Below are 20,510 nucleotides of genomic sequence, written 5' to 3'. Positions count from 1 at the left end.
ATACCAAACGATGCTGGGTGCCGGGCGATCAGCCTCGCGTGGTGGTGAGAGCCGCGGCGAACCGTGCGGCGCGCTGCTCGATGTCGGCCCAGTCGGAGGCGGTGATCGACGCGCCGTTCGCGAGGTCTCCACCGGCGCCGACCGCGACCGCGCCGGCAGCGAACCAGGCGGCCAGGTTGTCGGGACTCACGCCGCCCGTGGGCATCAGCGGGGCGTCGGGGAACGGCCCGCGCAGGGCGCCGAGATACGAGGGCCCACCGAGCGATGCGGGGAAGATCTTCACGATGTCGACGCCGAGCTCGAGCGCGCCCATGACCTCGGTCGGGGTCATGGCACCGGTCATCACGACGCGGCCCGTGTCGAGCATGCTGCGGGTGAGGTGCGGCAACGTGCCGGGGCTGACGAGGAACTCGGCCCCCGCATCCGCGGCCTGCTGGGCCTGTGCGGCCGTGGTCACGGTGCCGGCGCCGATGTAGGCGGCGTCGCCGTGGCGGGCGATGAGCTCGCGGATGACCGCCGGGGCATCGGGGGTGGAGAAGGTGACCTCGATGCCCGTGACGCCGCCGCGGATGATCGCCTCGGAGGCTTCGAGAGCCAGTTCGGGGGAGGGGGCGCGGAGGACGGCGAGGATGCCGGTCGTGCGGGCGCGGTCGAGACGGTCGGACATGGGGCTCCTTGATCGGGCGGGCTCGTCCATTCTTCCGGGCGCGGCCTGTAACGACAAGTTGGTCAGGATGCGTGGCTATGCGGCCAGGCCTCGATCAGGTCCTTGGATTCCTTGAGCCCGAGTCCGGTGTGCTCGCGGAGTGCCTTGATCGCAGCGATGGCCGAGCCGCTCGCGACCAGCCTGTCGATGTCGGAGACGACCGACACCGGAAGGGAGGCGCGGACCGACGAAGGGGTCATGGCGGTCGGGGTGATCGACGAGTGCGTGGCCGTGGCGTTCGACACGGCTGCGGTGTGCGGGGCGGTTGTGCTGACCGACCAGTGCTCGATGCGGTCCTTCGCCTCTTTGAGCCCGACACCGGAGTGGTCGCGGTACAGCTTGATCGCGTGGATCTTCTGCCCCGCGGCGACGAGGCGGTCGATCTCGGCGATCACGCTCGGTGTCAGGCCCGAGACAGCCGTCGACGCCGACGAGGCCGGAGCTGTGCGCGCGGTGGTGGGAGACGGCGTGAACACCTGCGGCTCCGGCAGCTTCGGGCGCATGCCGCGGACCGCGACGGCGAGGATCGCCACGACGACGATGAGGCCGACGACGATCCCGATGATCCACAGCACGGCATCCATGGGCTCAGTCTAGAGAGGTGGCCGCCTGCGCCCCAGGGCGTTCCCATCCGCTACCGCGTACCCTGGAGGGTATGACCGAGACTCCCCGCACGCGCGAGACGCGCCCCGCAGCATCCGCGTCCGCCCCGCAGGGTCGGCCCGCCCCGGGCAAGGTCCGTGAGACGAAGAAGCCGCAGGTGCGTCCCGCGACCGAGGGATGGACCCAGCAGAAGGATGCCGAAGGGCGTCCGCTGCTGCAGTTCGCGAGCCCCAAGCGCGGCAAGCCGCCGGTGCACCTGGCCGACCTCACACCCGCTGAGCGGATCGAGAAGGTCAAGGAGCTCGGGCTGCCCGGCTTCCGTGCGAAGCAGTTGTCGACGCACTACTTCCGCCACTTCACGTCTGACCCCGAGCAGATGACCGACCTTCCGGCCGATACCCGCGAGCAGCTCGTCGCCGGAATGCTGCCGCCGCTGCTCACCGAGGTGCGACGCCTCGAGACCGACCGCGGCGACACGATCAAGTTCCTGTGGCGCCTGCACGACGGCGCCCTGGTCGAGTCGGTGCTCATGCGCTACCCCGGCCGCATCACCCTGTGCGTGTCGAGCCAGGCCGGCTGCGGCATGAACTGCCCGTTCTGCGCGACCGGACAGGCGGGGCTGACCCGCAACATGTCGACCGCCGAGATCATCGAGCAGATCGTGCGCGCGAACCGTCTGATCGCCGAGGGCGGCCTCGGCGGCAAGAAGTCCGACGACCACAGCATGGAGCGCGTCTCGAACATCGTCTTCATGGGCATGGGAGAGCCGCTCGCCAACTACAAGCGCGTCATGGATGCGGTGCGCTCGATGGTCGCCCCGCAGCCTGACGGCCTCGGCATGAGCGCTCGCGGCATCACCGTGTCGACGGTCGGCCTGGTCCCGGCGATCAAGAAGCTGGCCGACGAGGGCATCCCCGTCACCTTCGCGCTGTCGCTGCACGCGCCGGATGACCACCTGCGCGACGAGCTCATCCCGGTGAACTCCCGATGGAAGGTCGACGAGGCCCTCGACGCCGCCTACGACTACTACGCCAAGACCGGTCGTCGCGTCTCGATCGAGTATGCGCTCATCAAGGACATGAACGACCACGCCTGGCGCGCCGACCTGCTGGCGGAGAAGCTCAATCAGCGCGGACGCGGTTGGGTGCACGTGAACCCGATCCCGCTGAACCCGACGCCCGGCTCGATCTGGACGGCATCCGAGAAGGATGTCACCAACGAGTTCGTGCGCAGGCTCAACGACGCCGGAATCCCGACGACTCTCCGCGACACCCGCGGCAAGGAGATCGACGGCGCCTGTGGTCAGCTCGTCGCGACGACCGAGGACGAGGCTGCTTCCGCCGCCATGGCCTGAGGCGCAGAGGCGACGGCCTGAGGCGCTGCGGCGGTGGCCTGAGGCGCACCCGCTCGGCGTCCGTCCGCGGCCCCGAGGCGTTCGGCGCGGTCGAGCCATCGCGTGATGGTGGCCTCGCTCGCGTCCTTCACGCCGAGCATGCGATGCGTGCGCACCGAGCGGATCCCGCAGAAGCGCATCGTCCCTCGGGCGACATGGGTCTGCGCGGGGAGCCCGGTGAACGGCACGAAGTACCAGGGCGTGTCGGCGAGCAGGAGTAGGCGGCCGTTGCGCGCCGGCAGCAGTCCGTCGACGAGGCCGAGCTTCGTGTAGCGGTATTCCTGCTGCGGCAGCAGGGCACGATCGAAGAAGCCCTTGAGCAGCGCGGGGACGGAGCCCCACCACAGCGGGGTCGCGATGACGACCGTGTCGGCGCTCTGCAGCGCCTGCTTCGCCTCGACGAGGTCGGGCTCGAGCGTCATGCGCTCGCGGTAGCCGAAGCGCAGGTTCGGATCGAAGTCGAGGTCGCGGAGGGCGAGCACGCGAGCGTCGCCGTGGCCGGCGGCGTAGCGCTGCGCGAGCGAAGCGGTCAGGGAGCGGCCGTCGGGGTGGCCGTCGATCACGAGAGCAGTCATGGTGCTTTCCTATCTGGACAGTGTCAAGCTGGTGGACACTGTCAAGATAGGAGAGGATGTTGCGCATGTCAAGTTCGAAGGACGGCTACCATCACGGCGATCTCGCCCGTGCCCTGGAAGATGCTGCGATGCAGCTGCTGGAACGCATGCCCGCGGCGGAGATCAGCCTGCGCGAGGTCGCACGGGCCGCGAACGTCAGCCACAACGCGCCCTACCACCACTTCTCCGATCGACTCGGACTGCTCAAGGCGATCGCCGAGCGCAGCATGGCCGACCTCCTCGACCAGGTCCGCGCCGCCGCCGAGAGGGCCTCGACGCCACGGGCCGCGCTCACGGACGGCGGATCGGCGTACATCCGCTTCGCCGTCGAGCATCCGCATGCGTTCGATGCCGTCTACGACCCGACCGTCTGCGTGCCCGGATCCCCGACGCCCACGATGGCGCCCCTGATCGATGGACTCGAGGCCGTCCTCGCCGAGGGGGCTGCCACGGCGGGCCTTGATCGGCCGACCGATGCCGTCGCGCTGTGGGGCCTGATCCACGGGCTCGGCACGCTCGCCGCCGCCGGGCACTTCACGCTCGACGACGGTCTCGCCGCCTACGCCGCGGCCCTCGATCGGCTGCTTCCCGCGGCGTGATCCGCCCCGCCTCCGCTGTCCAACCTGTGAGCTGCTCCAAGGACTTTTCCACGTTATCCACAGGCGACCTTTCGTAGATTGTTCGGATGCCCTATTCCGCCCATCGACCGGGTCGCTACGACTCGCAGGGTCGGATCATCCTCGACAGCGAACCCGACGCCGTCACCGATGACCTCGACTTTCTGCGCGAGTTCGAGCCCACCGGCACCGACGACGCCACCCGCGAGGTGCCCGAGTCCGTGCCGTCGGAGGCGACCCCGATCGCCGATGCCCTCTCTGCTGACGTGCCCGCTGCTGACGAGTCCGTTGCGGACGAGCCCGCCCCGGTGAAGCCCCCGCGCGAGCCCCGGGTTCGCCGTCCTCGCAAGAGCCGCGCACCGCGCACACCCGGTTCGCGCGCGCGGACCCTCGCGATCCTCGGAGGCGCGGAAGGCGAGATCCTCGACCGCGTCCCCGGCGAGACGCCCCGCTTCGTGCAGATGTTCTTCGTGCTCGCCGGCACCGCGCTCGTCTCGGCGATCTCGATGCTCTTCGCCCTCACCACCGGTGTGCAGGCGGCCATGTGGCTCGCCGTGCCGCTGGCGCTCGTGTGGGCGCTCATCATCTTCAACCTCGACCGCTTCCTCACCTCGACGATGAGCTCGACGAGGAACGTCTGGCGCCTGATCGGCCTCGCGATCCCGCGTGTGATCATGGCGGCGATCATCGGCTTCGTCGTCGCCGAGCCGCTCGTTCTGCAGATCTTCCACAACGACATCGCGCGCGAGGTGGCCTCCACCAACATCACCCAGTCGCAATCCGACCAGGAGGCGCTCGAGAACGGCCCGGAGAAGATCGCGCTCGACGCGGCATCCGCCAAGGTCGCCGCACTCGAGAACCAGGCGGCCACCGGCATCGTCGCGGGAACCGACGCGTCGTCGGCGACCGAGTCGGCCGCCCAGGCCACGGTCGACGACGTGACCGCGAAGATGACCGCCCAGCAGGCCGTGATCGACCAGGCCCGGGTGCTCTACCAGTGCGAGTTGACGGGTGAGGGTGCCGGCACTGTCCCCGGCTGCACCGGTGTCAACGGCCAGGGCGCGAGTTCGGACGCCGCCAAGGCACAGCTCGCCGAGGCTCAGCAGACCTACGACGCCCTCGCCGCACAGCTGCGCACCGCGAACGAAGAGCTCGCCGCGGCCGGCACCGCCGCCAAGGAGAACACCTCGTCGTCGGAGGCGCAGAACCGCGAGCAGGCGAAGTCGCAGCTGCCGACCGCGCGTGACTCCTACGACCAGGCGCTCGCCGCGTACAACGCGCGGGCCGACGCCGTGGCGCAGGGCAACGCCGGTGCCGTCGGACTGCTCAGCCAGATCAGCGGACTCAACCGGCTGAGCGAGAAGGAGCCCTCTATCCTGTGGGCGCACATCCTGATCGCCGCGCTGTTCTTCATGATCGAGCTGCTGCCGGTGCTCGTGAAGGTTCTCACGAGCTACGGCGACCCGAGCCTCTACGAGAAGGCCGCGGCGATCCGCAAGCAGGTCGCCCTCGACCGGGTGACGGCCGAGGGCTTCCGCGACCGCGCCAAGATCGTGACGGACCAGTCCCAGGAGGTACAGGCGGAGACCGGATCCGGTGAGCCGCAGACGCGTGCGGAACGCCGAGAGGCGGCCGAGGCGCAGGAGCGAGAACTCGCGGAGAAGCGCGCGCAGGCGCAGACGCTCGAGGAGCAGGAGCAGCTGGTTCGTCCGACGATCGGCTGAGTCGAGCACCGAGGCGCGGCCGATCGCCGGTCAGGCGAGTTGAGGAATCCGCTCCGACACCCGTGGCGTCTGCGGCGGGGAGAGCTCGCGGATCCGGATGCTTGCCAGCGCCGGGGCGTCGCGAACAGCGGCGGCGATCGAGCGGATCAACGCAACGGTGGACGGGGTGCGTGCCCAGTGCGCTCCGGTCATCTGCGCCTCGATGCGGGCGAGCGGATGCTGAAGCGTCACCTCGTGCTGGCGGATATCATCGCTGAGCCACTCCAGAAGCTGTCCGATGGTCCAATCGAGATCGATTGGTCCAGGATCCGAAGGAGTGCTGGCGATGCGGGTGTCCATTGGTCCATAGTCTGTTCTCATGAGCATCGATGACAGGGCCAATGGTGCGCCAATGGATCAGGTATCGGCCAGTGCTGCGGGGCGAGCAGTACCTCTCGTGCACGCAGGTGACGTGTCGTCGGATGCGCTCTCGGCACGGCTCGGCCGCTGGACGCACGGAGACGGCACGCTCGCCGCTCGGCTGTCTCGGGGCGTCGAGGCTCTGATCGCGAGTGGCGAGCTGCGTCCAGGGGATCGGCTGCCGGCGGAGCGCACCTTCGCCGCCGCGAGCTCCGTCTCGCGCGGCACGGTCGTCGCCGCGTACACCGACCTCGCCGAACGCGGTCTCGTCGACCGGCGGCAGGGGAGCGGCACCCGCATCGCCGGCACTGCCGCGACCGCCGGACCCACTCAGCGTCCAGGACGAGGAGAGGCCCTGTTCTCCGCACTCCCGAACGCCATCGACCTGCTGCGCACCGTGCCGCAGATCTCCGACCTCGGGGTGCAGCTCATCCGCGATCACACACCGCGGCTCGACCTCGCCCTGCTGCCCGAGACCGATCCCGCGGGCCTGCCTGCGCTGCGGACCCTCATCGCCGACATGTACACCGCGGAGGGGACGCCGACGACGCCCGAGCAGATCCTCGTCACACACGGCGCGCAGCAGGCGATCAGCCTCGTGGTCAATGCACTCGTGGGCCCCGGCGACATCGTGCTCGCCGAGGAGATCACCTGGCCGGGTGTCACCGACTCGGTCGGCCTGCGGGGCGGCACGGTGCACGGCGTCACGATGGGCGAGCACGGTCTCGATGTCGAGGCGTTGGAGCAGGCACTGGCACGGCTGCGTCCCGTGCTCGTCGCACTGAATCCGCACCACCAGAACCCGACCGGGTCGCGCCTTCCCGCCGCGGCACGGCACCGCGTGGCCGAGCTCGCCGCGCAGTACGGCGTTCCCGTCATCGAAGACCGTGTGCTCGCCGGCATCTCGTTCGACGGGGTGGTGCCGCCCACGCTCGCGGCCGAGCGCGCCGACGCTCCCGTCATCGTGGTGGAGTCGGTGTCGAAGTGGGTGTGGGCGGGACTGCGGATCGGCTGGCTGCGTGCTGACCCCGTGCTCGTGCGGCGGCTGCGCGGTGCGCGGCAGCTCGCCGACCAATCCACGAGTGTGCCAGGGCAGCTGCTTGCGCTCGACCTGATCGCCCGTGCCGACGACCTCCGACGGGCGAACAGCCGCATCCACCAGGACCGACTGCGACTGCTGCAGAGCCTGATGGCCGAGCACGTGCCCGAATGGACCGTCGAACCGCCCCGCGGCGGACTGTCGCTCTGGGTGCGGCTGCCCGCGGGGTCCGCAGCGGCGCTCGCCAGGACGGCAGCGGCGCACGGTGTCTCGATCGCCGGAAGCGCGGCCTTCGCGGTCTCCGTGTCACCGGACGATCACATCCGCATCCCGTTCACCGCCCCCGACGAGGTGCTGGCCGAGGGTGTCCGCCGACTCGGGGCGGCCTGGCGCGAGTATCGGGAGACTCTCGGGATGTCCTCTTAGGCTGACCCGCATGACTCGGATGCAGCGTCGGACCATGCGCATGCAGACGCTGTGGATCTCGATCGTCGGCGTGCTCGCCGTCACGATCTATGCCGCGTTCGCCGCCGTGCAGATCCTGGTGCTCAATCCACTCGCGGCCGCTCCCGGCAGGTCACTCGACGAGATCCATGCGGAGATGTCGAACGCCGGTGAGAGCCTGATGCCGGGCCAGGCGTTCTTCATCCTCGGTCTCGGGATCGCGCTGGCTGTGGCGCTCGCGGTCGTCGCGGCATGCACCGCTGCGCGTCCGTTGATCCCGGCGATGGGTTTCCTGGTGCTGCTGACGCTCGGGGCGGGGGGTTACTTCATCGCCTCGTTCGGCGCCGGCATGGGACTCGCCGACGCCTTCGGCATCGGCGGGGGCGACTACTCGCCATGGGCTCGCCCCCTCTATGCCGTGAGTGCGCTCTCCGCCGTCGCGCTCGTCGTCGTCGGAGTCATTGCCGCGGTACGCCCGCGCTCGACTCCTGCGACCGCTTGACCTCTTCCCTCGCATCCGGCCCGGCCATAGCGGGCAGCCAGTAGCGTTGATCCATGGTCAACTATCGCTATCTCGGCAACAGCGGTCTCAAGGTCTCGGAGATCACCTACGGCAACTGGGTCACCCACGCCTCACAGGTCGGCGACGACGCCGCCGTGAAGACCGTGCATGCCGCGCTCGACGCCGGCATCACCACCTTCGACACCGCCGACACCTACGCCAACACGGCGGCAGAGGTCGTGCTCGGCAAGGCGCTGGAGGGTCAGCGCCGCGAGGGGCTGGAGATCTTCACGAAGGTCTACTTTCCGACCGGCCCCAAGGGTCCGAACGACACCGGCCTGAGCCGCAAGCACATCTTCGAGTCGATCAACGGCTCGCTCGCGCGCCTCGGCACCGACTACGTCGACCTGTACCAGGCACACCGCTTCGACTACGAGACCCCGCTCGAGGAGACGTTCCAGGCCTTCGCCGACGTCGTCCGTCAGGGCAAGGCGCTCTACATCGGCGTCTCCGAGTGGACCGCGGAGCAGCTGCGCGAGGGGCATGCGCTCGCGAAGCAGCTCGGCATCCAGCTCATCTCGAACCAGCCCCAGTATTCGATGCTGTGGCGTGTGATCGAGGGCAAGGTCGTGCCGGCCTCCGAAGAGCTCGGCATCTCGCAGATCGTCTGGTCGCCGATGGCGCAGGGCGTGCTCAGCGGCAAGTACCTGCCTGGTCAGCCGGTGCCCGAGGGGTCGCGCGCGACCGACCCGCACAGCGGCGCCGACTTCATCAAGAGCTTCCTGGAGGACGACATCCTCACCGCCGTCCAGCGCCTCAAGCCGATCGCTGAGCAGGCGGGCCTCTCGATGCCGCAGCTCGCGATCGCGTGGGTGCTGCAGAACCCGAACGTGGCGGCGGCCCTGGTCGGAGCCTCCCGTCCGGAGCAGCTCGCCGAGACCGTCAAGGCATCTGGAGTGAAGCTCGACGCCGACACCCTCGCCGCGATCGACACGGCCCTGGGCGACACGGTCAACCGTGACGCCGAGGCGACGTACTCGACGTCGCCGAAGTCCCGCCTGGTCTGAACCACAGGTTCGAATCGCGCAAATGGCCCCATCCGACTCGCAGATGGGGCCATTTGCGCGATTCGAGGGCTATTCCTTGACCGCGCCGGCGGTCAGGCCCTGCACGATCCAGCGGCTCGCGAGTGCGAACATCGCCATGGTCGGCAGGATCGTCAGCACGGCTGCGGCGCTCATCGAGCCCCAATCGATGTTGAACGTCGAGATGAAGCCGTTCAGCGCCGAGGGGACGGTGCGGTTCGCGTCGGTGTTCATCAGCACGACCGACAGGAACAGCTCGTTCCAGCAGTTCACGAAGTTGAAGATGAACGCCGCGATGATGCCGGGGGTCATCACCGGGACGAGCACGCGGAACAGGGCGCCGAGGCGCGAGCATCCGTCGATCATCGCCGCCTCTTCGAGCGCATCCGGCACGTTCTCGAAGAAGCCGCGGAGCATGACCGTCGAGAACGGGATGCAGATCGCGATGTACACGAGGATGAGTCCGGGCTTGGTGTCGACCAGTCCCAGGTCGGTCATCATCGAGTACAGCGGGCCCAACGCGATGAACGCGGGGATCATCTGCGTCAGCAGGAACGCGATCAGGATCGCCCCCTTGCCGCGGAACTCGAACCGGGCGAGCACGTAGGCGCTCAACAGGGCGATGAGCGTCGCCACCGCGCCGCCGACGACAGCGACCAGAGCCGAGTTGCCGAGGAAGACGCCGAACGAGCTCTTCTGGAACAGGCTGATGTAGTTCTCGAGCGACGGCTCACTCGGCCAGTACTCGATCGGGAAGCGGTTGATCGTGCCCGGCGACTTGATCGACGTCAGCGCGATCCAATACAGCGGGAACAGCGTGATCAGGAGCCAGAGTCCGAGCCCCACGACGCGGACGACGCCGCCGATCGTCACGCGCGGCTTCGGGCGTGGGGCGGATGCCGGGTCCGGAACGGTGATGCGCCGGGTCTCGGTAATCGAGGAGCCCGTCCGTGAGGTGTCTGTCATGGTCATCGCTGCACTCTCCGCATCGCCATCAGGTAGAACGCGCAGAACACGAACAGGACGGCCATCACGATGAGGCCGATCGCGCTCGCGAAGCCGTAGTTGCCCTGCTGGGTGTAGTTGATCATCCAGGTCGTGATGATGTGCGTCTGGTTGGCGGGTCCGCCGTTGGTCATCGCGTAGATGATGTCGGGGAAGTTGAAGATCCAGATCACCCGCAGCAGAATCGTCAGCAGCAGCGTCATCGAGATATACGGGATGATGATCGAGAAGAGCTGCCGGAACTTGCCCGCGCCGTCGAGGCTCGCCGCCTCCAGCATCTCGTCGGGCACCGACTGCAGAGCCGCGAGGATCATGATCGCGAAGAACGTCACTCCGTACCAGACGTTGGCGACGATCACGGCGAACATCGCGAGCTTCGGATCGGCCAGCCAGGGGAGCGGCGCGTCGATCAGCCCCGCCTTCATGAGCAGATCGTTGACCACACCGAACTCGGCGTTGAACATCCAACGGAACAGCATGCCGATCAGGAAGCCCGACACCGCCCACGGGAAGAACACGAGCGCCTGGTAGAGCCCGCGGAAGCGGAACTTCTTGCGCAGGGCCAGCGCGATCAGGAATCCGATCACGAGCTGCGGCACGAGCGAGCCGACGACCCACAGCACCGAGTTCCACGCCACCGTCGGGAAGGCCGGATCACGGAACACCGCGAGGAAGTTGTCGAAGCCCACGAACGGCGTCGAGGTGAGGTCCCAGAGGTTCCAGTCGTGGAAGGCCATGCGCGCGCCCTGCAGCATCGGCCAGTAGGTGAACCAGCAGACGAAGACGATCGCCGGCGCGAGGAAGGCCAACAGCGTCCATGCCTGGCGGCCGCGGAACGGGCGGCGTCGAGGGGATGCCGGGGAGGCCCCGACGGCTGCCTGCTGCGAAGCAGTGCCGACGGAGCCTCCCTTCTGAGCGGTGCGGGCCACAGGTCAGCCCTTTTCCGCGGCGTACTTCTCGGTCCAGAACGCATCCCACGAGGCCAGCAGGTCGCTGGTCGACATGTTGCCCAGCAGCACGTTCTGCACGTCCTGGTCGGACTTCTGGATCCACTCGGTCCACCAGCTGACCCCGCGCGGCTGGCGCACGTTGACGTAGGTCTCCGGGTCTTCGGTCATGGTCACGTAGCTGGTCCACGGGCCCGACGAGTAGAAGTCGTCGTCGGCCGCGGCGGTGATGATCGGCACCAGGCTGTTGGCCTGCGCGAACTCGGTGGCGGGCTCGGCGGACGAGAGGAACTCGACGAGCTTGACGGCCGCCTCCTTGTTCTCGCTGTTCTCGGCGACGCCCCACCCAGCGACGGCGAGCGGCTGCGCGGCCTTGCCCGACGGGCCGACCAGCAGCGGAGCGGTGTCCCACTGGTCCTCGGTCAGCGAGGAGTCCTGCACGGTCGCGATGACCTCGGGGTCCTGCAGCAGGAACGCCGTGGTGCCGTTCGTGAAGCCGGCGACCATCTCGGGGTAGCCCCACGAGACGGCGGAGGGCGGAGAGGCCTCCGTGAACAGGTCGAAGTAGTCGTCGACCGCATCCTGCGCCTCGGGGGCGGCGAAGATCGTCGAACCGTCTTCCATGAGGAAAGCGTCGTCGACGTCGAGTCCGTCGATCGTGTACGCCTCGATGGCTGCGACCACGTTGCTGTTGGCATTCTGGCCGCCGCGGAAGGCGTAGCCGTAGATGTTGTTCGACGGGTCCTGGATGGCGCTGGCCTGCTCGAGCAGGTCCTTCCAGCTGTGCGGTGGACCGTCGAAGCCGGCGTCCTTCACGAGGTCGGTGCGGTAGAACAGCGACAGTCCGTAGAAGCCGTAGGGCACGAAGTAGCTCTTGCCGTCGGCAGCGACCGAGGCGGACTGGGCGTTGTCGGTCAGGGCGTCCCAGCCGTCCCACTTCTCGAGGTCGGGGGCGAGGTCGTACAGCCAGCCGTTGTTGGCGAAGGGGCCGACGGTAATGTCACGGACTTCGAGTACGTCGACGCCCTTGCCGGACTGCAGCATCTGCTGGATCTTCGCATCGGCCTGCTCGGTGGGCGGCGAGACGAGGTTGACCGTGATCTTCGGGTTCGCCTTCTCGAAGTCGTCGAGCAGCCCGCGCAGGAGCTCGGTGCGGGCGGGGTTGGTCAGGCTCTCGACCATCTGCAGGGTGACGGTGCCGTCGGCGGACGGGCCGGAGCTTGCGGAACAGCCGGTGAGAGCGAGGACGGCGACGGTGCCGAATCCCGCTGCGGTCGTCAAGATCTTGTTCTTCACGATGTGCCTCTCGGTGGGGTGGGGGTGGGTGTTGCGGTCGGGTGGGGGACGGATGCGGTCAGGGAAGGATGAGGGAGTCGGCGCGGCGGATGCCGGCACGGCTCAGGATCTGCGGGATGCAGCGCTCGACGAAGGCCTCGTAGTCGGCGGCCTCGTTGTAGAGGTGGGCCGAGAGCCGGAAGTAGCCGATGCCGCGGAAGCTCGTGAAGGCCGTCTCGACGCCGACCTCGTCGAGCAGGTCCATGCGCAGTGCATCGGCCTCCTCCCGCGTCGCACCGAGCCCGAGCGGAAGGCGCACGAGCCGCATCGACGGCACGGGTGAGGGGAGTGGTGTCAGCGGGTCCTCGTCGCCGTAGGGGCGCAGTGCTTCGGCGATCAGCTCGGCGCCGGCATCCGCGATCTCCGCCATCGCCGTGCGCGCGGCTGTCCAGCCGAACTCGCCTTCGATGAAGTCGATGGCGGTCGGGGTGGCCAGGTACGTGGTGGCGTCGATCGTGCCCTGGGTGTCGAAGCGGGTCGGATACGTCTCGCGCGCTGCCCAGGAGTCGATGAGCGGCCAGAGTTCGTCGCGGTCCTGGGCGGACGTGACCAGCAGGGCGGATCCTCGCGGGGCGCAGGGCCACTTGTGCAGGTTGCCGAACCACCAGTCGCCACCCGCGACCGCGGCCGCATCCGGAATCAAGCCCGGGGCATGGGCGCCGTCGACGAGTGTGCGCACGCCCCGTTCGGCCGCTGCGTCGGCGATGCGTCGAGTGGGCAGCAGTCGGGCGGTCGGGGAGGTGATCTGGTCGACCACGATCAGGCGGGTGCGGGGCGTGAGCTCGTCGGTGAAGAGCTGCACGATCTCGTCGTCGGAGGAGAGCAGGGGAAGGGCGACGGTGCGTACGCGTGCGCCGAACCGGCGGGCGAGGCGCTCGGCTCCCATCGTGATGGCGCCGTAGCCCTGATCGGTCACCAGGATCTCGTCGCCGGCTTCGAGCTGCAGCGCGTTGTAGACGATGGTCGCGGCGGCGGAAGCGTTGGGCACGAAGACGCTGTCCTCGGCACGGGCGCCGACGAACGGGGCGGTGCGCTCTCGGGCCGCCTGCACGCGTTCGGCGATACGCGGGAACCATTCGACGGGGCTGAGGTCCGCGCGGCGACGGAGGGCGTCCTGATGCGCGACGACGATCGACGGGACCGCGCCGAAGGATCCGTGGTTGAGGTGGATCACTGCCGGGTCGAGGGGCCAGGCGTCGCGCGCTCGCATGCCGGAGTTCAGCGTGAGCGGTGCGGGGAACAGCGGTGCGGGCATCAGTCCTCATCGATGAGTCGGGCGAGTTGTTGCACAACTTTGCCACATACCGTGGAAAACTGCCATGAAAACCTGATCTTGAAACATAGTTGTCATACGAGTTTCCTGCGAGGGGGAGTTCCGACAGACTTCACGAGGGGTGGGGGAGTGTCAGAGAGGATGACGATGAGCGCACTCGACACGGCATTGCACGGGCTGCGGGCGCTGATCGCCGACGGTGCGCTGCGACCCGGCGACCGGCTGCCCAGCGAAGGCGAGCTCTGCGAACGTCTCGGCGTCTCCCGCGGGTCTCTCCGCGAGGCCATCCGCATGCTCGCCGCCCTCGGTGTGCTCGATACGCGCCATGGCTCGGGCAGCTACGTCAGCGAGCTGCGTGCGGCCGACCTGATCGGCAGCCTCTCGCTCACCGTCGGACTGCTGCCGATGGCCGGGGTGCTGGAGCTGACAGAACTCCGTCGTGTGCTCGAACCGCATGCGGCCGCGCTCGCCGCCGCCCGCATCGACGAGCAGACCGTGGAGTCGCTCGACCGCGTGCTCGACGAGATCGAGGCGACCACCGACTTCGAGGTGCAGTCGCGGCTCGACCACGAGTTCCACATGGCGATCTCCGGCGTCGCCGGGAACGAGGCGCTGACCAGTCTGATCGACGTGCTGCGATCGCGCTCGCGGGCCTATCGCATCTCCGACCCCGAAGACGCGGCAGAACTCAAGGTGCACTCGGATGCCGGGCACCGCGCGATCCTGCGCGGACTCGCGTCGGCAGATCCGGTCGCCGCGAGCGCCGCGGCCTCCGCGCACGTGGCGTACACGGAGTACTGGGTGCGGAAGTACTCGGGGCTCGAGGACTGACGGCTCGTTTCGAATCGCGCACGTGGTCGCATCCGGCCGTCAGATGCGACCATTCACGCGATTCGAAACGGGGGAGACCTCAGTAAAGCGTGATGTCGACCTGGATCTCGGCGGCGATACGTTCGAGGTCGGCGCGCAGGGCGTCGAGGTCGACGGAGGCGGGGATCTTCGCGGTGACCGAGGCCTCGAACAGGCGGCCTCCGGCCATCGCGGCATCGCGGGTCTCGGTCGCCAGCTCTTCGATGCTCAGGGCATGCGCACTCAGCACGCCGGAGACCTCTCGCACGATACCGGGGCGGTCGTTGCCGAGCACCTGGATCTCGAGCAGCTGATCGTCGTCGGAGGCGACATCCGGGGAGCCGGTGAGGACCGCGAGCGTGAGCAGCCCCTGACCCTGGAGGCCGCGCAGGGCGCTTTCGAGTTCTGCCGCCTGCTCGGTCGGAACCGAGACCTCGATCACGCCCGCGAACGTGCCGGCGAGCTCGGCGAGCGAGCTGTTCTCCCAGTTGCCGCCGTGCGCATCCACGACATCGGCGACGGCGGCCACGAGGCCAGGACGGTCTGCACCCGCGACGGTGAGGATCAGTGTGGTCATGCGGCCAGCGTAGCTGTTCACAACTCAGGAACAACGGACGCACAGGGGCTGGAGCGGCCGGATTCCGGGGCTGGAGGAACGGGAGTCCTGAGTTGTGGACGGCGACGCGACGAGATCGGCGGTTTTACTCGGTCCAGACGCCGGACTCCAGGAAACCTTCGAGCCGCGCGCGGTGCGGGGCGAGGTCCCAGCCTTGGGCGGCGACCCACTCATCGGAGTAGTAGGTACCGGCGTAGCGGACGCCGCTGTCGCAGATCAGGGTCACGACGCTGCCGGTCTCGCCCTCGGCCCGCATCCGGGCGATGAGCTGGAACGCGCCGTAGAGGTTCGTGCCGGTCGAACCGCCGGCCCAGTGCAGGGTGCGCTCGCGCAGCAGACGGATCGCGGCGATCGAGCCGGCATCCGGAATCTGGATCATCTCGTCGATCACGGTGGGCACGAACGAGGCCTCGACCCGGGGGCGGCCGATGCCCTCGATGCGGCTCGGACGCCCGGCCGGTGCATCCACCGTCCCGGCCCATCCGTCGTAGAAGGCCGAGCCCTCGGGGTCGACGACCGCGACCTTCGTCTGGTGGCGGCGGTACTTCACGTAGCGGCCGAACGTCGCGCTGGTTCCTCCGGTGCCGGCACCCGTGACGATCCAGGTGGGAATCGGATGCCGCTCCTGGGAGAGCTGGCTGAACACGCTCTCGGCGATGTTGTTGTTGCCGCGCCAGTCGGTCGCGCGCTCGGCGAACGTGAACTGGTCGAGGTAGTGGCCGGTGCAGTCCGACGCGAGGCGCTGCGCCTCGGGCGACATGTCTTCCGCGCGGTCGACGAAGTGGCAGGTGCCGCCGTAGAACTCGATGAGGTCGATCTTCTCCTGCACGGTCGAACGGGGCACGACCGTGATGAACGGCAGCCCCAGCATGCGGGCGAAGTACGCCTCGGACACGGCGGTCGATCCGCTCGACGACTCGACGAGCGTGGTGTCTTCGCGGATGCGCCCGTTGACCAGGCCGTAGAGGATCAGCGAACGCGCGAGGCGGTGCTTGAGGGAGCCCGTCGGGTGCACGGACTCGTCTTTGAGATAGAGGTCGATGCCCCACTCGGGCGGCAGCGGGAAGAGGTGCAGGTGCGTGTCGGCGCTGCGGTTGGCATCGGCTTCCAGCAGGGCGATCGCGGTGCTGGTCCAGTCGCTCATGCCCTCGAGACTACCTGTCGCTCAGCCGGGCGCTCTGGCCGATCACGCGGCGGCGGGATGCTCCGGGCCGAGGTGGGTCGAGGTCGGCTCACCCGCCGCATCGCCCTTGAGCTCGATGAGGATCGTGTGTGTCGGCGTCGTGCCGGTGTTCTCACCGGAGTGGCGCTGCGCGGGCAACCACACGGCCTGCCCAGCGGCGAGGACGGTGTCGAAGGTGCGCTCGCCCAGGCTGAGGCGCCGGGAGAAGTCACTGAGAATGACCAGGATGCTGTTCGGATGGTCGTGCGGCGTCGTCTCGTCGCCGGGCTGGTCGGTGTAGTCGAGTACGCGGACGTGCTCGTTCTCCCAGAGCGTGCGGTAGTGATCGGGGTTGGTGAGGGTGGGATCGTCGGTGATCATGCGGTGACGGTACACCCGGCGCGCCAGCGCCGACAGGGGCTCCTCAGCCGACCGTCCCGGCGCGGGAGGCCCCGCCGTCGCCGTCGACGTGCAGGAGAGAGGCCTGTGACTGCTCCTGCTGCAGCTGGAACTCGAAGCGCGAGCGGTCGCCGCGGTGATACGCGATGAAGTATTCGATCGGCGTGCCGTCGGTGCTGCGGCTGATGCTGCGCAGTCGCAGCAGGGCCGACCCGGCGCTGACGCCCAGGTGCTGCGCCTGCTCGTGCGTGGCCACGGTCGCCTCCGCCGAGCGCACACCGTGCGTCGCGACGATGTCGTGGTCGGCGAGCAGCCGGTACAGCGATCCCTCCGTGAGGTCGGCGCCGAGAGTGACGGACCCGACGGCCTCGGGCATCCAGGTCGTCGACAGCGACCACGGCTCGCCGTCGACGTGGCGCAGGCGTTCCAGGACGACCACGGGCGAGCCGACGGGCACCTCGAGGGCGAGCGCGACCTCCTCATCGGCCGTCGTCTGCTCGTGCCGCAGCACGTCGCTGTGCACGTGCCCGCCACGGCGCTCGACGTCGTCGTACAGGCCGACCAGCGTGTGCACCAGACTCTCGCTCGTGCGGGGACGGGAGACGAACGTGCCCTTGCCCTTCACGCGCTCGACGAGCCCCTCGTGTTCGAGCTGGGCGAGTGCCTGACGCACGACGGTGCGCGAGATGCCGTAGCGCTCGCACAGCCGGTGCTCGCCGGGAAGCGGGTCGCCGGGCTGCAAGCCGTCTCGGGTGATGCCGTCGATGATCAGCTGGCGCAGCTGGTCGTACATGGGCGCGGCGGAGTGCCGGTCGATCGCGTCGTCCACGATGGCCATCAGTACGCCACCCCCGCGTGCAGGATCACGTTCGCGTAGGGGGTGAACTCGCCCGAGCGCACGAACGCGCGGGCACCCTGGCTGAGCTTCTTGAACTCGACGTGAGGGATGAGTTCGACCTCGAACCCCATGTCGGCGAACCTCTCTCGCAGCGCCTCCAGCACCTCCGGGCTCTTCTCGGCGACCTCGGCCGAGACCGTCGCCCCCTCCACCACCAGCTCGGCGAGCACCGTGTCGAGCACGTCGAGGAAGGCCGGAGCCCCGGGGCGATACGCCAAGTCGATGCGCTCGGACCCCGGGGGGATGGGCAGGCCCGCGTCGGTGACGACGATCAGGTCGGTGTGCCCGGTCTCGCTGATCACGCGGGACAGCGCGGGGTTGATCGTGGTGGCCGTCTTGCGCATGTGTCTCCTCGGTTCTCCGGATGCTCGGTTCGTGAGCTCGTTCGCTGGTTCAGCTCGCGACGGGTGCGGGCGTGGGTGCAGCCGTGCGCGCGGTCAGGAACGCGTCGACGTCGGCGCGGTGGGGAAGGCTCGGCGACGCCCCCTGCTTCGTGACCGCCAGCGCGCCGGCCGCGGTGGCCAGGCGCACGGCATCCGCCAGGGTGCTGCCGCTCGCGAGCGCCGCGCCGAGATAGCCGGCGTAGGCGTCGCCCGCGGCGGTCGTGTCGACCGCATCCACGGGGAACGGCGGGATCACGGATGCGCCCTCGGCCGTCACGACGCACGATCCCTGGCCTGCGAGGGTGATGACGGCGGCGCCGACCCCCTGGGCGAGGAACCAGCGTCCGGCGCGCTCGGCCGACGCGGCATCCGTCACCTCGATGCCGCTGATCAGGGTCGCCTCGGTCTCGTTGGGGGTGACGATGTCGATGCTCCGCCAGATCTCGGCGTCGAGCTCGGCGGCCGGGGCCGGGTCGAGGATGACGGTCATGCCGTGCTCACGTCCGCGCGCGGTGATGTGGGCGGTGAGTGCGGACGGCGTCTCGAGCTGAGTGAGAAGGACGGAGGTCGTGGGGGCGAGGGCCGCGAGTGCTTCGTCGATCTGCGCGGCGCTCAGGGCGGCGTTGGCGAGCGGCACCATCACGATGTCGTTCTGCGCCGACGCGTCGACGCGGATGTGCGCGACGCCGGTGGGACCGGGGACCGTTCGCAGATGCGTGAGGTCGACACCGGCCGCGGTCAACCCTTCGACGACCAGGTCGTGGAAGAGGTCGTCTCCCACGCAGCCGACGAAACTCGTACGCGCCCCGGAGCGTCCGGCGGCGACGGCCTGGTTCGCGCCCTTGCCGCCCAGCATGAGGGTGAATTCGTCGCCCAGGATCGTCTCGCCCCTAGCGGGCAGGCGGCCGGAGAAGGTGGTGACGTCGGCCGTGACGCTGCCGACGATGACGACGCCGGTACGGTCCTCGGGGTGTGCGGGGGTCATCTCGCTCCTGATCTTCCTCGACGGCAGGCGTAGCCGACGCTTTGACAGACCGCGGTGGCTGTCATTACATTAGCCGAATCCGCACCTGTAACGACAGGTTGTCCGCGAGGAGACCCCGATGACCCCGATCGCGCCACGCCTGTACGTCGACAGCGCCGATGTCGACCGCGTCTCCCGGCTGCTCGCCGCGGGCGTGGTGCACGGCGTCACCACGAACCCCACCATCCTCGAACGCGGGGGCCGTACCGCCGCCGAGATCCCCGACCTCTACGCCCGGTGGGAGTCGGAGGGGGCGCGCGAGATCTTCTTCCAGACCTGGGGCGGCGACACCGCCTCGTTCCTGCGCAACGCCGAGGGCATCCGCGCACTGGGCGATCGGGTGGCCGTGAAGGTGCCGGCGACGGCTGCGGGATTCGCCGCGGCATCCGCTCTCGTGCGCGACGGGGCGACCGTGCTCGTGACGGCCGTGTACTCGGTCGCGCAGGCGCTCGCGTGCGCCTCGATCGGCGCGCAGTACATCGCTCCGTACCTGGGCCGGATGCGCGATGCAGGGCTCGACGGCGATGCGACCATCGCCCGGATGCAGGAGGTGTGCGCGGGGAGCGGCTCGAACGTGCTCGCGGCATCCCTGCGCGCGCCGGATGACATCGTCGGACTGCGGCTGGCCGGAGTGCCCTACTTCACCGCCGCGCCCGACGTGCTCGACCGGGTGCTCTTCCACGAGGTGAGCGACAGCTCGGCCGCCGAGTTCGATGCCGCGATGGTGCGCCTGGGCGCATGAGCCTGATCTGCTGAGGGCTGCCGACGGGTCAGCTCGCCGCAGCCTGGCGCAGCCAGCGCTCCACACCCGCGATGTGCGCGGTGGCGAGCGAGGTCGCGAGAGCGGAGTCATGCTGGGCGATCGCGTCGGCGATGGCCCGGTGCTCCGACAGGGTGCGCTCGACCGCGCCGCCCTCGGTGAGGCCGCGCCACACACGAGCGCGCACCGTCTGACTGCTCAGGTGCTCGATCAGGCTCGCGAGGTACGCGTTGCCGGACATCGCGACGATCTCCCGGTGGAAGCGGATGTCGTGATCGACCAGAGCCTCGATCGTGACGGCCGCGTCGACGGAGTCGACCTCGTCCTGCAGCTCGGTGATCTGCTCGTCGGTGCCGAGGGTGGCGGCGAGCCCGGTCGCCTGCGACTCGAGCATCCGACGCACCGCGAAGATCTCGAGCATCGAGTCGTCGTCGTGCATGTCGACGACGAAAGAGATGGCTTCCAACAGCAGATGTGGCTCGAGGCTCGTCACGTAGGTGCCGTCGCCCCGGCGCACGTCGAGGACCCGGATGACCTCCAGCGCCTTGACCGCCTCGCGCATGGAGCTGCGAGAGAGGCCGAGCCGTTCGGACAGCTCCTTCTCGGGGGGAAGCCGATCGCCGGGGGCGAGCTCGCCCGCCACGATCATCGCCTTGATCTTCTCGATCGCCTCGTCGGTGACTGCCATGGCGTCATCCTAGCGATTGATCGGATGTCTCCGGCAGGATGGAGC

23 protein-coding genes are annotated in these 20,510 nt (G+C 69.0%); 8 read left to right on the top strand and 15 right to left on the bottom strand.

Going from position 1 to position 20,510, the window contains the following annotated elements; translation table 11 throughout:
* Positions 1-28 precede the first annotated feature (28 nt).
* Both ACFVWL_RS04485 and ACFVWL_RS04480 read right to left on the bottom strand, forming a co-directional pair.
* On the bottom strand, positions 29-667 hold the full coding sequence (locus ACFVWL_RS04485; protein WP_387179042.1) for a bifunctional 4-hydroxy-2-oxoglutarate aldolase/2-dehydro-3-deoxy-phosphogluconate aldolase: 639 nt from the start codon (positions 665-667) through the stop codon (positions 29-31).
* Positions 668-729: 62 nt separating this feature from the next.
* Complete coding sequence (locus ACFVWL_RS04480; protein WP_387179040.1) at positions 730-1,290, bottom strand: ribosomal protein L7/L12; 561 nt, start codon at positions 1,288-1,290, stop codon at positions 730-732.
* Between the two features lie 71 nt (positions 1,291-1,361).
* On the opposite strand from ACFVWL_RS04480, the gene rlmN reads away from it, so the two are divergent.
* The gene (gene rlmN, locus ACFVWL_RS04475; protein ID WP_387179037.1) at positions 1,362-2,663 is read left to right on the top strand and encodes a 23S rRNA (adenine(2503)-C(2))-methyltransferase RlmN; all 1,302 of its coding nucleotides are present in this window, start codon (positions 1,362-1,364) and stop codon (positions 2,661-2,663) included.
* Here rlmN and ACFVWL_RS04470 read toward each other — a convergent pair.
* Positions 2,612-3,277: an NAD(P)H-dependent oxidoreductase gene (locus ACFVWL_RS04470; protein ID WP_387179035.1), complete on the bottom strand. Its 666-nt coding sequence runs from the start codon at positions 3,275-3,277 to the stop codon at positions 2,612-2,614. The genes rlmN and ACFVWL_RS04470 overlap by 52 nt on opposite strands.
* 65 nt (positions 3,278-3,342) lie before the next feature.
* On the opposite strand from ACFVWL_RS04470, the gene ACFVWL_RS04465 reads away from it, so the two are divergent.
* Both ACFVWL_RS04465 and ACFVWL_RS04460 read left to right on the top strand, forming a co-directional pair.
* Positions 3,343-3,915, top strand: coding sequence for a TetR/AcrR family transcriptional regulator (locus tag ACFVWL_RS04465; RefSeq protein ID WP_387179032.1), 573 nt, complete (start codon positions 3,343-3,345; stop codon positions 3,913-3,915).
* A gap of 86 nt (positions 3,916-4,001) precedes the next feature.
* The gene (locus ACFVWL_RS04460; protein WP_387179029.1) at positions 4,002-5,657 is read left to right on the top strand and encodes a DUF4407 domain-containing protein; all 1,656 of its coding nucleotides are present in this window, start codon (positions 4,002-4,004) and stop codon (positions 5,655-5,657) included.
* A 30-nt stretch (positions 5,658-5,687) separates the two neighbouring features.
* Here the strand turns inward: ACFVWL_RS04460 and ACFVWL_RS04455 are convergent, their stop codons facing one another.
* On the bottom strand, positions 5,688-5,996 hold the full coding sequence (locus ACFVWL_RS04455) for a hypothetical protein (RefSeq protein ID WP_387179026.1): 309 nt from the start codon (positions 5,994-5,996) through the stop codon (positions 5,688-5,690).
* Positions 5,997-6,015: 19 nt separating this feature from the next.
* Between ACFVWL_RS04455 and ACFVWL_RS04450 the strand changes: the two genes are divergently transcribed.
* The 3 genes from ACFVWL_RS04450 to ACFVWL_RS04440 are packed head-to-tail and all read left to right on the top strand — an operon-like array spanning position 6,016 to position 9,108.
* Positions 6,016-7,521: a PLP-dependent aminotransferase family protein gene (locus ACFVWL_RS04450; RefSeq protein WP_387179024.1), complete on the top strand. Its 1,506-nt coding sequence runs from the start codon at positions 6,016-6,018 to the stop codon at positions 7,519-7,521.
* A gap of 10 nt (positions 7,522-7,531) precedes the next feature.
* A complete protein-coding gene (locus ACFVWL_RS04445; RefSeq protein ID WP_387179022.1) occupies positions 7,532-8,041 on the top strand; it encodes a hypothetical protein in 510 nt (169 codons plus the stop codon).
* 53 nt (positions 8,042-8,094) lie between these two features.
* Positions 8,095-9,108 carry an aldo/keto reductase family protein gene (locus ACFVWL_RS04440; protein ID WP_387179019.1) on the top strand — a complete coding sequence of 338 codons (1,014 nt, stop codon included), beginning with the start codon at positions 8,095-8,097 and terminating at the stop codon, positions 9,106-9,108.
* Positions 9,109-9,177: 69 nt separating this feature from the next.
* Here ACFVWL_RS04440 and ACFVWL_RS04435 read toward each other — a convergent pair whose 3' ends face one another.
* Genes ACFVWL_RS04435 through ACFVWL_RS04420 form a run of 4 tightly spaced genes read right to left on the bottom strand, consistent with a single transcriptional unit; the run spans position 9,178 to position 13,668 of the window.
* Positions 9,178-10,098, bottom strand: coding sequence for a carbohydrate ABC transporter permease (locus ACFVWL_RS04435; protein WP_387179016.1), 921 nt, complete (start codon positions 10,096-10,098; stop codon positions 9,178-9,180).
* The gene (locus tag ACFVWL_RS04430; RefSeq protein WP_387179013.1) at positions 10,095-11,060 is read right to left on the bottom strand and encodes a carbohydrate ABC transporter permease; all 966 of its coding nucleotides are present in this window, start codon (positions 11,058-11,060) and stop codon (positions 10,095-10,097) included. Before ACFVWL_RS04430 ends, ACFVWL_RS04435 begins: the two co-directional genes overlap by 4 nt.
* 3 nt (positions 11,061-11,063) lie before the next feature.
* The gene (locus ACFVWL_RS04425) at positions 11,064-12,374 is read right to left on the bottom strand and encodes an ABC transporter substrate-binding protein (protein WP_387179010.1); all 1,311 of its coding nucleotides are present in this window, start codon (positions 12,372-12,374) and stop codon (positions 11,064-11,066) included.
* Positions 12,375-12,432: 58 nt separating this feature from the next.
* Positions 12,433-13,668 carry an aminotransferase class V-fold PLP-dependent enzyme gene (locus ACFVWL_RS04420; RefSeq protein ID WP_387179007.1) on the bottom strand — a complete coding sequence of 412 codons (1,236 nt, stop codon included), beginning with the start codon at positions 13,666-13,668 and terminating at the stop codon, positions 12,433-12,435.
* A 165-nt stretch (positions 13,669-13,833) separates the two neighbouring features.
* On the opposite strand from ACFVWL_RS04420, the gene ACFVWL_RS04415 reads away from it, so the two are divergent.
* Positions 13,834-14,517, top strand: coding sequence for a FadR/GntR family transcriptional regulator (locus tag ACFVWL_RS04415; protein WP_387179004.1), 684 nt, complete (start codon positions 13,834-13,836; stop codon positions 14,515-14,517).
* A 79-nt stretch (positions 14,518-14,596) separates the two neighbouring features.
* On the opposite strand, the gene ACFVWL_RS04410 is transcribed toward ACFVWL_RS04415, so the two are convergent.
* The 6 genes from ACFVWL_RS04410 to ACFVWL_RS04385 all read right to left on the bottom strand — a co-directional run bounded on the left by ACFVWL_RS04410 (position 14,597) and on the right by ACFVWL_RS04385 (position 18,978).
* Positions 14,597-15,112, bottom strand: coding sequence for a glycine cleavage system protein R (locus ACFVWL_RS04410; protein ID WP_387179002.1), 516 nt, complete (start codon positions 15,110-15,112; stop codon positions 14,597-14,599).
* A gap of 124 nt (positions 15,113-15,236) precedes the next feature.
* A complete protein-coding gene (locus ACFVWL_RS04405; RefSeq protein ID WP_387178999.1) occupies positions 15,237-16,295 on the bottom strand; it encodes a PLP-dependent cysteine synthase family protein in 1,059 nt (352 codons plus the stop codon).
* Positions 16,296-16,337: 42 nt separating this feature from the next.
* Positions 16,338-16,694: a cupin domain-containing protein gene (locus ACFVWL_RS04400; protein ID WP_387178996.1), complete on the bottom strand. Its 357-nt coding sequence runs from the start codon at positions 16,692-16,694 to the stop codon at positions 16,338-16,340.
* Between the two features lie 43 nt (positions 16,695-16,737).
* The gene (locus ACFVWL_RS04395) at positions 16,738-17,550 is read right to left on the bottom strand and encodes a GntR family transcriptional regulator (RefSeq protein ID WP_387178993.1); all 813 of its coding nucleotides are present in this window, start codon (positions 17,548-17,550) and stop codon (positions 16,738-16,740) included.
* Positions 17,550-17,954 (bottom strand): D-ribose pyranase, encoded by a 405-nt coding sequence (rbsD, locus tag ACFVWL_RS04390; protein ID WP_387178990.1) that lies wholly within the window; start codon positions 17,952-17,954, stop codon positions 17,550-17,552. Before rbsD ends, ACFVWL_RS04395 begins: the two co-directional genes overlap by 1 nt.
* A gap of 49 nt (positions 17,955-18,003) precedes the next feature.
* Positions 18,004-18,978 carry a ribokinase gene (locus tag ACFVWL_RS04385; protein WP_387178987.1) on the bottom strand — a complete coding sequence of 325 codons (975 nt, stop codon included), beginning with the start codon at positions 18,976-18,978 and terminating at the stop codon, positions 18,004-18,006.
* Positions 18,979-19,096: 118 nt separating this feature from the next.
* On the opposite strand from ACFVWL_RS04385, the gene ACFVWL_RS04380 reads away from it, so the two are divergent.
* On the top strand, positions 19,097-19,759 hold the full coding sequence (locus tag ACFVWL_RS04380) for a transaldolase family protein (RefSeq protein ID WP_387178984.1): 663 nt from the start codon (positions 19,097-19,099) through the stop codon (positions 19,757-19,759).
* A gap of 28 nt (positions 19,760-19,787) precedes the next feature.
* Here ACFVWL_RS04380 and ACFVWL_RS04375 read toward each other — a convergent pair whose 3' ends face one another.
* The gene (locus ACFVWL_RS04375) at positions 19,788-20,465 is read right to left on the bottom strand and encodes a FadR/GntR family transcriptional regulator (RefSeq protein ID WP_387178982.1); all 678 of its coding nucleotides are present in this window, start codon (positions 20,463-20,465) and stop codon (positions 19,788-19,790) included.
* Positions 20,466-20,510: the final 45 nt, after the last annotated feature.

This window comes from Microbacterium sp. NPDC058269, from assembly GCF_042881445.1.
Taxonomy (GTDB): domain Bacteria; phylum Actinomycetota; class Actinomycetes; order Actinomycetales; family Microbacteriaceae; genus Microbacterium.
This window is presented reverse-complemented; position numbering and strand designations above follow the sequence as displayed.